This is a genomic window from Streptomyces sp. NPDC036813, from assembly GCF_055609245.1.
Genome location: NZ_JBVJPV010000004.1, coordinates 60900 through 72895 on the forward strand (window position 1 = coordinate 60900; position 11996 = coordinate 72895).

Annotated in this window: 7 protein-coding genes; 3 read left to right on the forward strand and 4 right to left on the reverse strand. The window is 72.7% G+C overall.

What is annotated here, in order from left to right; all coding sequences use genetic code 11:
* Nucleotides 1-411: 411 nt before the first annotated feature.
* The 4 genes from ACZ67Q_RS10315 to ACZ67Q_RS10330 all read right to left on the reverse strand — a co-directional run bounded on the left by ACZ67Q_RS10315 (nucleotide 412) and on the right by ACZ67Q_RS10330 (nucleotide 6446).
* Complete coding sequence (locus ACZ67Q_RS10315) at nucleotides 412-1035, reverse strand: GntR family transcriptional regulator (RefSeq protein WP_471179113.1); 624 nt, start codon at nucleotides 1033-1035, stop codon at nucleotides 412-414.
* Between the two features lie 309 nt (nucleotides 1036-1344).
* The gene (gene sucB, locus ACZ67Q_RS10320; protein ID WP_471179115.1) at nucleotides 1345-3129 is read right to left on the reverse strand and encodes a 2-oxoglutarate dehydrogenase, E2 component, dihydrolipoamide succinyltransferase; all 1785 of its coding nucleotides are present in this window, start codon (nucleotides 3127-3129) and stop codon (nucleotides 1345-1347) included.
* Nucleotides 3130-3187: 58 nt separating this feature from the next.
* Complete coding sequence (lpdA, locus tag ACZ67Q_RS10325; RefSeq protein WP_471179118.1) at nucleotides 3188-4576, reverse strand: dihydrolipoyl dehydrogenase; 1389 nt, start codon at nucleotides 4574-4576, stop codon at nucleotides 3188-3190.
* Between the two features lie 319 nt (nucleotides 4577-4895).
* Nucleotides 4896-6446 carry a leucyl aminopeptidase gene (locus tag ACZ67Q_RS10330; RefSeq protein WP_471179120.1) on the reverse strand — a complete coding sequence of 517 codons (1551 nt, stop codon included), beginning with the start codon at nucleotides 6444-6446 and terminating at the stop codon, nucleotides 4896-4898.
* A 362-nt stretch (nucleotides 6447-6808) separates the two neighbouring features.
* On the opposite strand from ACZ67Q_RS10330, the gene ACZ67Q_RS10335 reads away from it, so the two are divergent.
* From ACZ67Q_RS10335 to ACZ67Q_RS10345, 3 genes are all read left to right on the forward strand, one after another.
* Entirely contained in the window at nucleotides 6809-8839 is a 2031-nt protein-coding gene (locus tag ACZ67Q_RS10335; RefSeq protein ID WP_471179123.1) for a hypothetical protein, read from the forward strand.
* A 117-nt stretch (nucleotides 8840-8956) separates the two neighbouring features.
* Nucleotides 8957-10465, forward strand: a complete 1509-nt coding sequence (gene pelF / locus ACZ67Q_RS10340) for a GT4 family glycosyltransferase PelF (protein ID WP_471179125.1) — start codon at nucleotides 8957-8959, stop codon at nucleotides 10463-10465.
* A complete protein-coding gene (locus ACZ67Q_RS10345; RefSeq protein WP_471179127.1) occupies nucleotides 10462-11982 on the forward strand; it encodes a hypothetical protein in 1521 nt (506 codons plus the stop codon). Before pelF ends, ACZ67Q_RS10345 begins: the two co-directional genes overlap by 4 nt.
* The last annotated feature ends 14 nt before the right edge of the window (nucleotides 11983-11996 follow it).

The window sequence follows — 11996 nt, forward strand, 5'->3', positions numbered from 1 at the left end:
CCCCTTCAGGGCGCGTTCCGCGCCCGTCCGCGCTGTGTGCCCTTCACGGCGGGGCCGCGATCCGCGTCCGCTGACGCCGCGCTCCGGGCGGCCTGCCCTCGCGGCGGGACCCCCGTAGCGACCAGGGGCGCGGGGAACTGCGCGGCGGGGGCCCGGGGGCGGAGCCCCCGGGGACGGGGAGGGTAGGGGCGGCGGGGGCGAAAACCCCTGGGCTCGGGGCAGCCAAGGGGGACGTGAGCCCTCCACGGCGGGGCGTGGCCAAGAGGGCGTGACCCCAGTGCGGGAGGGGGGCGTGACGGAGACAGGGGGTGCAACCCCACGCGCGGGGCGGGGCCGAGGCAGGGGGAGCAACCCAACGCGCGGGGCGGAGAGGCGGCGGGAGCGCCGCCGGCCCGGACGTGGGCGGCAGTCCTACGGACGCGGGGCGCAGCCCAGGACGTGGGCCTTCACCAGTTCCGCGATCCGGGGGTCGCGGCGCTGGAAGGCCTGCACCAGCTCCTCGTGCTCCTCCGCGTACGACTGCTGGACCGTGCCGAGCCAGCGGATCGACAGGGCCGTGAAGACCTCGATCCCGAGGCCCTCCCAGGTGTGCAGCAGCACGGAGTTGTCGGCCGCGCGGACCAGCTCACGGTGGAAGCCCACGGTGTGCCGCACCTGGGCCGTGCCGTCGGCGTTGCGGTCGGCCGCGTACAGGGCCGTGACGTGCGGCTGAAGCACCGAGCAGTCCACGGCCAGCTTCTCCGCCGCCAGCTCGGCCGCGATGGCCTCCAGGCCGGCCCGCACCGGGTAGCTCTCCTCCAGGTCGGCCGCCGTCAGGTTGCGTACCCGCACGCCCTTGTTCGGGGCGGACTCGATCAGCCGCAGCGACTCCAGCTCACGCAGCGCCTCGCGGACCGGGGTCTGGCTGACCTCCAGTTCGGTGGCGATACGGCGCTCCACGATCCGCTCGCCCGGCTGCCAGCGCCCGCTGACGATTCCCTCCACGATGTGCTCGCGGATCTGTTCGCGCAGCGAGTGGACGACGGGCGCGGTCATGAGAGCTCCTTAGGGAGGGCTGACATGTAGACAATACGGCGGGTTCGCTCCGCGGGGAGGGCGTGCGGGGGTGTCTTTGCGCAGGTGAGACCAGGGTTACACGCCGTGGGACGGGCGGGGTGCCCAGGAGCGCGGTTCCGTCCGTGTTCGGGCGGGTGGGGACCGTTCGTGGTTGCTCGCACAGTTCCCCGCGCCCCTGACGGGGTCGCATGTGCCGCATACCCGTTACGTTCCGTGTCGCCACATACGTCGGTGCCCCCGCCCGGAGATTCCGGGCGGGGGCACTCGATCCGCTGCGCCGAGCGATGGTTACAGGCCGAGCTCGACCTCGAACTCGCCCGCCTCCAGGATCGCCTTGACCGCGGTCAGGTAACGCGCGGCGTCGGCGCCGTCCACCAGGCGGTGGTCGTAGGACAGGGTCAGGTAGACCATGTCGCGGACGCCGATGACCGTGCCCTCGGGGGTCTCGATGACGGCCGGACGCTTGACCGTGGCACCGATGCCGAGGATCGCGACCTGGCCCGGCGGCACGATGATCGTGTCGAACAGCGCGCCGCGCGAACCGGTGTTGGAGATGGTGAAGGTCGCACCGGACAGCTCGTCCGGGGTGATCTTGTTGGCGCGGACCTTGCCGGCCAGCTCCGCCGTCGCCTTCGAGATGCCCGCGATGTTGAGGTCGCCGGCGTGCTTGATGACCGGGGTCATCAGGCCCTTCTCGGAGTCCACCGCGATACCGATGCTCTCGGTGTCGAAGTAGGTGATCGTGCCCTCGGCCTCGTTGATCTTGGCGTTGATGACCGGGTGGGCCTTCAGCGCCTGCGCGGCGGCCTTGACGAAGAACGGCATCGGGGAGAGCTTGACGCCCTCACGCGCGGCGAAGGAGTCCTTCGCCTGGGCGCGCAGCCGCATCAGCTTGGTGACGTCGACCTCGACCACGGAGGACAGCTGGGCCTGCTCGTGCAGGGCCTTGACCATGTTGTCGCCGATGACCTTGCGGATCCGCGGCATCTTCACGGTCTGGCCGCGCAGCGGGGAGACCTCCAGCGCCGGGGCCTTCTTGGCGGCGGCCGGAGCAGCGGCGGCCGGGGCCGGGGCGGCGGCGGGAGCCTTGGCGGCCTCGGCGGCGGCCACGACGTCCTGCTTGCGGATGCGGCCGCCGACGCCGGTGCCCTTGACGGTGGCCAGGTCGACGCCGTTCTCGGCGGCGAGCTTGCGCACCAGGGGGGTCACGTAGGCGCCCTCGTCGGTCGCCTGGGTGGCGGTCGGCGCGGTGGGCGCGGCAGCCGGGGCGGCCGGAGCCGGGGCGGGCGCCGGAGCGGCGGGCTGGGCCGGCGCCGGGGCGGCAGCGGCGGGCGCGGCCGGAGCGGCGGGGGCCGGGGCGGGGGCGGCCGGCTGGGCCGGGGCCGCGGGGGCGGCCGGGGCCTCGGCGGCGGGCGCCGGAGCCGGGGCCGGGGCGGCGGCCGGAGCGGCACCCGCCTCGCCGATGACGGCGAGCTTGGCGCCGACCTCGGCGGTCTCGTCCTCGCCGACCACGATCTCCAGCAGCACGCCGGAGGCGGGCGCCGGGATCTCGGTGTCGACCTTGTCCGTGGAGACCTCGAGCAGCGGCTCGTCGGCCTCGACGGAGTCGCCGACCGACTTCAGCCAGCGGGTGACGGTGCCCTCGGTGACGGACTCGCCGAGCGCCGGGAGGACCACGTCGGTGCCCTGTGCGGAGGAGGCGCCGGAGGTGGCCTCGGCGGACGGGGCCGGGGCCGGGGCGGCCTGCTCGGTGGACGGCGCGGCCGCGGCGGGCTCGGGGGCCGGAGCCGGAGCCTCCTCGGCGGCGGGGGCCGGAGCGGCAGCGGGGGCGCCGGTGCCGTCGTCGATGACGGCCAGCTCGGCGCCGACCTCGACCGTCTCGTCCTCGGCGACCTTGATGGAGGCCAGGACACCCGCGGCGGGGGAGGGGATCTCGGTGTCGACCTTGTCGGTGGAGACCTCGAGCAGCGGCTCGTCGGCCTCGACGCGCTCACCCTCGGCCTTCAGCCAACGGGTGACGGTGCCCTCGGTGACGCTCTCGCCGAGCGCCGGAAGGGTTACGGAAACCGCCATGGTTTCGGTTGCTCCTTACGAGTTGCGGAAAGTCTGTGTCGTCGCGCCCGAGGGCTGATCAGTCGTGCGCGTGCAGCGGCTTGCCGGCCAGCGCCAGGTGGGCCTCGCCGAGCGCCTCGTTCTGCGTCGGGTGGGCGTGGACGAGCTGGGCGACCTCGGCCGGCAGCGCTTCCCAGTTGTAGATCAGCTGGGCCTCGCCGACCTGCTCGCCCATGCGGTCGCCGACCATGTGGACGCCGACCACGGCACCGTCCTTGACCTGGACGAGCTTGATCTCGCCGGCGGTCTTGAGGATCTTGCTCTTGCCGTTGCCCGCCAGGCTGTACTTCAGAGCGACGACCTTGTCCGCGCCGTAGATCTCCTTGGCCTTGGCCTCGGTGATGCCGACGGAGGCGACCTCCGGGTGGCAGTACGTCACCCGCGGGACACCGTCGTAGTCGATCGGGACGGTCTTCAGACCGGCCAGCCGCTCCGCCACCAGAATGCCCTCGGCGAAGCCGACGTGCGCGAGCTGCAGCGTCGGGACCAGGTCACCGACGGCGGAGATGGTCGGAACGTTGGTGCGCATGTACTCGTCGACGAGGACGTAGCCGCGGTCCATGGCGACCCCGGCCTCCTCGTAGCCCAGGCCCTGGGAGACCGGCCCGCGGCCGACCGCGACCAGCAGGACCTCGGCCTCGAACTCCTTGCCGTCGGCGAGGGTGACCTTGACGCCGTCCTGGGTGTACTCGGCCTTCTGGAAGAAGGTGCCCAGGTTGAACTTGATGCCGCGCTTGCGGAAGGCGCGCTCGAGCAGCTTGGAGGAGTTCTCGTCCTCGACCGGGACGAGGTGCTTCATGCCCTCGATGATCGTGACGTCGGAGCCGAAGGACTTCCACGCGGAGGCGAACTCGACGCCGATGACGCCGCCGCCCAGGATGATCGCGGACTTCGGCACGCGGTCCAGGACGAGGGCGTGGTCGGAGGAGATGATCCGGTTGCCGTCGATCTCGAGGCCCGGCAGCGACTTCGGCACGGAGCCCGTCGCGAGCAGGATGTGGCGGCCCTGGACGCGCTGACCGTTCACGTCGACGGAGGTGGCCGACGACAGACGGCCCTCACCCTCGATGTAGGTCACCTTGCGGGAGGCGACGAGGCCCTGCAGACCCTTGTACAGGCCCGAGATCACCTCGTCCTTGTACTTGTGGACACCCGCGATGTCGATGCCCTCGAAGGTGGCCTTGACGCCGAACTGGGCGCTCTCACGCGCCTGGTCGGCGATCTCGCCCGCGTGCAGCAGGGCCTTGGTGGGGATGCAACCCCGGTGCAGGCAGGTACCGCCGACCTTGTCCTTCTCGATCAGGGCGACGTCCAGGCCCAGCTGAGCCCCGCGCAGGGCCGCGGCGTAACCACCGCTACCACCGCCGAGGATCACTAGGTCGAAAACGGTGCTGGCGTCGTTCGCCACGTCACGTCCTCCATGCATGTGCGCCGTACGCCGGTCGTCGATGACCGGCAGGCGGCTGGTGTCCGGCCGCTCGTTCTTCGGCCCTCGGGTAGGGGCCCTGTCCTGCCGGGCTCCATCTTTGCACTTGTCGGACGGGATCGAGACGCCGGGCCGGTGTGTGAGACGTCCCACGTCCCCTTGAAGCCAAGGGGAGGGATGCCAAGGGAAAGGGGCGCGAGGGACTGCGCGACCAGCCCCCCACGCTCCGAAAGCCGCCATATGACGGACATGACCCCTTCAGTGGGCGAACGCCGTCCGACGTTCACCCGGGATCACAGGTTCAGCCCAGATCCCCGGCCGCCGCCAGCTCGGCCACCCGGACCAGCGTCCGCACCGCCGTACCCGTGCCGCCCTTCGGCGTGTACCCGAACGCCCCGCCCTCGTTGAACGCCGGGCCGGCGATGTCGAGGTGCGCCCACGGGATGCCCTCGCCGACGAACTCGCGCAGGAACAGACCGGCGACGAGGCCGCCGCCCATCCGCTCACCCATGTTCGCGATGTCGGCGACCTGGGAGTCCATGCCCTTGCGCAGGTGCTCCGGCAGCGGCATCGGCCAGGCCGGCTCGCCGACCTCCTCCGCGGCCTCGTGCACCGCGGCGCGGAACGCGTCGTCGTTGGCCATCACGCCGAACGTCCGGCTGCCGAGCGCCAGCATCATCGCGCCGGTCAGGGTCGCCACGTCGATGATCGCGTCCGGCTTCTCCTCCGACGCGGCCCACAGGGCGTCGCCCAGCACCAGCCGGCCCTCGGCGTCGGTGTTGAGCACCTCGACCGTCTTGCCGCTGTACATGCGCAGCACGTCACCGGGGCGCACGGCGGAACCGGAGGGCATGTTCTCGGCCAGCGCCAGCCAGCCGGTGACGTTGACCTCCAGGCCCAGGCGCGCGGCGGCGACGACGGCGGCGAACACGGCCGCCGCACCGCTCATGTCGCACTTCATCGTCTCGTTGTGACCGGCCGGCTTCAGCGAGATGCCGCCCGAGTCGTAGGTGATGCCCTTGCCCACGAACGCGAGGTGCTTCTTGGCCTTGGAGCTGGTGTACGACAGCTTCACCAGGCGCGGAGCGGCCGCGGAGCCGCCGCCGACGCCGAGGATGCCGCCGTAGCCGCCCTTGGTGAGCGCCTTCTCGTCGAGCACCTGCACCTTGATGCCGTGCTCCTTGGCCGCGGCCTGCGCGATCGCGGCGAAGGACTGCGGGGTGAGGTCGTTCGGCGGGGTGTTGATCAGGTCGCGGGCCCGGTTCAGCTCCTCGCCGACCGCGGTGGCCCGGGCCAGCGCGCCCTTGAACGCGGCGTCGCGCGGCTTGCCGCCGAGCAGCACGGCCTCGGCGAGCGGCGCCTTGCCGTTCCTGGCCTTGGCGCCGTCCTTGGCCTGACGGCCCTCCTGCTTGTAGACGTCGAAGGAGTACGCGCCCAGCAGCACGCCCTCCGCGACGGCGCCGGCGTCCGCGGCGTCGGTCAGCGGCAGCGCGAACGCGGCCTTCTTCGCCCCGGTCAGGGTGCGGGCGGCCACGCCGGCGGCCCGGCGCAGCGCCTCGGCGTCGTACGTCTCGTCCTTCTCCGGCTCCGCGCCCAGGCCCACCGCGATCACGAGCGGAGCCTTGAACCCGGCCGGCGCCGGCAGCTTGGTCACCTCGCCCTCGGCACCGGAGGCCCCGAGGGTCTCCAGGACGGCGGCGAGCCGCCCGTCGTAGGGCTTGTCCACGGCCTCGGCGCCCGGTGCGACGACCAGGTCGCCGGACTTGGATCGGGTGCCCTTGGCGACACCGATCACGATCGCGTCGGCCCGCAGACCGGACGCCGCGGCGGTGCTGAGAGTGAGAGCAGTCACGGTGGTGATATCTCGCTTCCGATGTGAAGTTCCTGCGGCCGAGTGGTGTGGGTTCGACCGGACCCGACGGCCGACACTAGATCCGGGTCCGGGAGGCGGTCCCCACCGGGGGTCCCCGACCGGCGCGGCGAACCGGCGGGACACCCTGGAGGGAGCCTACGCTCGCGGCCCCGTTCGCTCACTCCTGCGAGCGTTCACCTGTCGGTGGCGTCGTGGCCATTTCCCGATCCTCGCACCTGATGACCTGAGTCACACTCATCGGGTTCCGGTGAGCACCGACCTCACCGCTTCGCATCATTTCCACGGATCCTCCGCGTACCGGCCACAACGGGCGGGGGTTTCCTTGGGGGGGAGAGGACCACATGGCGCACAGTGCGCGCAGAACCACGGCTGCCCTGGTGACGGCGGCGGCCACGATGGCGCTCGGGCTCGCGGTGCCCGGCGCGGCGGCGGCCGTCACGCCGCGCATCGACCTGAAGGTGCTGGTCGTGGACGACGGGAGCAGCCCCGTCGCGGCCATCACCGACCAGCTGACGAACACCGGCATCCCGTACACCACCGTCGACCTGAACGCCGTGAGCCGTCCGGTGATCGACGCGGCCTTCCTCGCCGACACCACCGGCTCCACGCCCCGCGCCCGCTACCAGGGTGTGGTGCTGCCCGACGAGGCCCCGTTCGGCTCGGCGACCTCGCCGGAGCAGCTCGCGCTGGAGGCGTACGAGAGGACGTACGCGATCCCGCAGGTCGACGCCTACACCTGGGCGCACCCCGAAGTGGGTCTGGACTACACCAGCGACGGCGGCTGGGCCGGCACCCTCGACGGGCAGGGAGCGCAGGTCACCGCGGCCGGCAAGGGCGGCTGGTTCGGCTACCTCGACGGGGCGTTCACCTTCGAGGACAACTCGCCCTACGTCCAGGAGAGTTACGGCTACGTGGCCCGCCCCCGCGCCGGCTTCACCTCCTACGTCGACACCGCGGTCCCCGGCTCCACCGGCCGCGGCAGCCTGGTCGGTGAGTACGCCCACGACGGCCGCCGCGAGCTGGTCGTGACGTTCGCCTACAACCGCTACCAGCAGCAGTTCCGGCTGCTCGCCCGGGGCATCGTGGAGTGGCTCACCCAGGGCGTGCACCTGGGGCAGGCCCGCAACTACTTCGCCGTGCACGTCGACGACGTCTTCGCTCCGGACAGCCGCTGGGACGCCGCGCGCAACTGCACGCCCGGTGACTTCGACTGCGTCGGCGGCGACGGGGCGGGCACCGTGCCGATCCGGATGACGGCGGACGACGCCGCCTACGCCGCGCAGTGGCAGCGGGAGCACGGCTTCACCCTGGACATGGTGTTCAACGCCGGGTCGGGCGAGGAGTGGAAGAGCGAGCACGGCGGCACCGACGCCCTCGCGGACCGGCTGCTCGCCGACAAGGCGCAGTACCGCTGGATCAACCACACCTACACGCACCAGTACCTCGGCTGCGTCCAGGACACCACCACCGTGCCGTGGAGCTGCGCGAAGAACGCCGACGGCTCCACGCAGTGGATGAGCCGCTCGGGGATCTCCGCGGAGATCCGCAACAACTACAACTGGGCCGTCACCAAGGGCCTTCCCCTCGACCGCACGGAACTGGTCACCGGCGAGCACTCCGGCCTGAAGACGCTTCCGCAGCAGCCCACCGACAACCCCAACCTGGCCGGCGCGCTCGCCGACAACGGCGTGAAGTGGACCGCGTCGGACAACTCGCGCGAGCCCGGGCAGCGCCCGGTCGGCGCCGCCCTGACCGTGCCGCGCTACCCGATGAACGTGTACTACAACGTGGGCACCAAGGCGGAGATGGCCGACGAGTACAACTGGATCTACACCTCCCGCACCGACGGCGGCAGCGGCATCTGCGAGAACAACCCCACGTCCACCTGCCTGACCGGCCCCCTGGACACCGCCACCGGCTACGACGACGTGATCGTCCCGCAGGAGGCGCGCACCGACCTCGGGCACGCGATCTCGAACGATCCGCGCCCGCACTACGCCCACCAGTCCAACCTGGCCGAGGACCGCATCCTCTACCCGGTGCTGGACAGGGTGCTCGCCGACTACAAGGCCCTGTTCGCCGACAACACGCCGCTGGAGAACCCGCGCCAGAGCGCGATCGGCACCGAACTCCAGCGCCGCGCGGCCTGGCAGTCGGCCCTCGCGAACAACCGTGTCACGGCGTACCGCGTCGGCACCACGGTGACGGTCACCGCACCGTCCGGGGTCCAGATCCCGGTGACGGTCCCGGAGGGCACGAAGAAGCAACTCCTCCTGGGCACCGGCACCTTCGGCACGCCGTACGCGGGGGAGCGCTCGGCGTGGACCACACCGGAGCCGCTGCAGTCCGCGGTCACTCTGAAACTGCCGTAGGGGGAAGCGCCCCGAAAGGGCGCGGGGAACTGCGCGGGCAACCACAACGGACCCGCAGCCGGGGCCCGGCGCAGTTCCCCCGACAGATCCGCACAACAGGGGGGAAGCGGCGCAGCCATGCGCGTCACCATGCTCACCGAAGGCACCTACCCGCACGTCCACGGAGGGGTCAGCACTTGGTGCGACCAGCTCGTCAAGGGCATGCCGGAGGTGTCGTTCGACCTGATATCCCTCACCGGCACCGGCCGTGAGCCCGTCACCTGGGAACTGCCGCCCAACGTCCACCGGCACACCTCCGTGCCCACCTGGGGCCCGCGCCCCGGCCGCAAGAGCCCGCCCCACGGCAGGGCCAGGCGCCGCTTCACCGACGCCTACGAGCAACTGCTGCTCTCCTTCCTCGACCCGCAGGCGGGTTGCGACTTCGGCGAGGCCCTCACCGAGCTGGCCCGCCTCGCCCGCGACGGGCGGCTGCCGGCCGCACTGCGCACGGAGGGCGCGCTGCGCTCGCTGATGTGGATCTGGACGATGCCGCATCTGCCGACGGCCCGCGCCCGGCCCACCGTGCACGACGCGCTCACCGCGACCGACCTGCTGGAACACGCGTTGCGCCCGCTCGGGGTGCGGGTTGCGGAGGACTCCGTCGCCCACGCGGTCAGCAGCGGTCTGGCCACCCTGCCGGCGGTCGCCGCCCGGGCCCTGGACGGCGTGCCGTTCCTGCTCACCGAGCACGGCATCTATCTGCGCGAGCGCTACCTCGGGTACCGGAGCGACAGCCAGCGCTGGCCGGTGAAGGCGTTCATGCTCGGCTTCTACCGTGAGCTGAACTCACACGGCTACCGGATGGCCGATCTGATCACACCGTGCAACCAGTACAACCGCCGCTGGGAGGAGCGCGGCGGCGCCGACGTCCACAGGATCCGGACCGTGTACAACGGCGTCGACCCGCACGCCTTCCCGCACGCCGGACCCGAGCCGGACGTCCCCACGCTCAGCTGGTGCGGCCGGATCGACCCGATCAAGGACCTGGAGACCCTGCTGCGCGCCTACGCCCTGGTGCGCGCCGAGCTCCCCGAGACCCGCCTGCGGCTCTTCGGCCCCGTCCCGCCCGGCGGCGAGGCCTACCGCACCCGCCTGGAGAAGCTCGCTGCCGAACTCGGCGTCACCGACGGCCTCACCTTCGAAGGCCGTATCAGCGAGGTGTGGCGCGCCTACGCGGCCGGCCATGTCGTCATGCTGTCCTCCATCTCCGAGGGCTTCCCCTTCTCGATCATCGAGGCCATGTCCTGCGGCCGTACGACCGTCTCCACGGACGTAGGCGGCGTGCGCGAGGCCGTGGGGGACACCGGGCTCGTCGTCCCGCCGCGCGAGCCGGAGAAGATGGCCGCCGCCGCGCTGACCCTGCTCAAGGACGACCGGCGGCGCCTTGAGCTGGGCGCGCTGGCCCGGCAGCGGGTCATCGACCGGTTCACCCTGAAACGCTCGGTGGACAACTTCCGCACGATCTACCAGGAACTCGCCGGGCTGCCCGAGGTGTACGAGCCGACGGTGGAGACGGTCGCCGACTGGACCGCCGAACTGCGCGACCCCTGGTACGCGGCCGTCGCGACGGACGGAGCCGGCTGGTGAGCGGCTCCGTCTGGCTGCCGCCCGGCGCCCGCCCGCAGACCCTGCCCGCCGTGCCGCGCCAGCGCACCACCCCGGCGTGGGCCGAGCCCGACCCGGTCGACGAACTCGCCACACGGCTGGAGGACTTCATCGCGGCCGCCGTCCACCCGGACGAGATAGCCGCCCTGCTGGAGTCCGACGGCCTCTCCGACGACCGGATACGCGAGCGGTACGGCGTGAAGAACTCCTTCGCGCTCGCCGAGGAGCTGTACGACCGCGTCGAGCGCCGCCATCCCGAGCCGGAGGGTCCACCCCACGACCCCTGGCAGGCCGGCCTGCTCGGCTGTCTGCTGCGCGGTGTGGTCTTCGCCCTGCCCGGCTTCGCCTACGTGCTCGGCGGTCCGCTCCTGGCCGGCCCCCGCGACGGCCTCGGGCTGCCCGCGGGCACGCTCACCCTCCTCGCGGGCGCCCTGACCGGCTGGACCTGGAACCAGGGCCTGGCCCACCGGGCGTACTCCTGGCTCGGCCTCGGCGACACCTCGGCCGCGCGCCGCTCCCTGCTGCTGGGCGCCCCGGTGGGCGCGCTGCTCGGCACGCTGGTCGCGCTCGCGGTCGGGGGCACCGGCCACCCGGCCGCGCCGGCCTTCGCCGCCGGGCAGTCCTGCTACCTGGGCGCGGCCACCACCCTGCTGGTCCTCGGCCGCGAACGCGCCCTGCTGGCGGCGCTCGCGCCGATGGCCGCGGGCGCCGCGGTGTCCCTGGCCACGCCGCTCCCCGGGCCGGTCCGGCTGGTCCTGCTCCTCGGTTCGCTCGCCGCCGTCGCGCTGCTCGCCCTGCGCGAGGTCGCCCCGGCCGTCAAGGATCTGGGCGAGGGGAGCTGGGCGGCGGGCCTGACCGCGCTGCTGCCCTTCGGCGGCCTCGGCGCGGCCCCCGCCCGCGATCGCGGTGCGCCGCTGTGGCTGACGGGCTCCCTGCCGTACGCGCTGTTCGGTCTGGGCAGCGGGGTGCTGGTGCTGTACGCCGCGCTCGGTGACGTGCTCGCGGGGGAGGAGCACAGCGCGATCGCCGCGCCCGCCGCGGTCGCGCTCACCTTGAGCATGGGGCCCGCCGAGTGGCTGCTGTACCGCTTCCGCAGCGGCAGCCTGGCCGGGCTGCGGTCCACCAGCAGCCCGCGCGCGTTCTGGCGGCGCACCGCGCGCACGGTGGCCGAGTGCCTCACCGGCTACCTCGCCGTGCTGTTCGCCCTGGCCCTGGCCACCACCGCGCTGTGGCCGCACTCCCCGGGACCGAGCGGCCTGCGCCTGGCGGGCCTGCTCCTGCTGGGCGTGGTGCTGTGGACCGGCCTGCTGCTGCAGTCGTTCGGCGCGGTGCACACCGCGGTCGCCGTGTGCTGCCTGGCCGCCCTCGCGCAGAGCCTCGCCCTGGCCACTCACGCGGCGGGACCGCACCAGGTCGCCGTGGCCGTGTACGGCACGGCCGGAGCCGCGCAGGCGGTCCTGGTCTGCGTCCTGCTGGGAAGGGCGACCGCACACCGATGAACACACCCATGAAC

Bases quoted from the DNA above. Each gene is read 5' to 3' on its own strand.
- pelF (WP_471179125.1), top strand. From the start codon at position 8,957: ATGCGCGTCACCATGCTCACCGAAGGCACCTACCCGCACGTCCACGGA.
- sucB (WP_471179115.1), bottom strand. From the start codon at position 3,129: ATGGCGGTTTCCGTAACCCTTCCGGCGCTCGGCGAGAGCGTCACCGAG.
- ACZ67Q_RS10315 (WP_471179113.1), bottom strand. From the start codon at position 1,035: ATGACCGCGCCCGTCGTCCACTCGCTGCGCGAACAGATCCGCGAGCAC.
- ACZ67Q_RS10335 (WP_471179123.1), top strand. From the start codon at position 6,809: ATGGCGCACAGTGCGCGCAGAACCACGGCTGCCCTGGTGACGGCGGCG.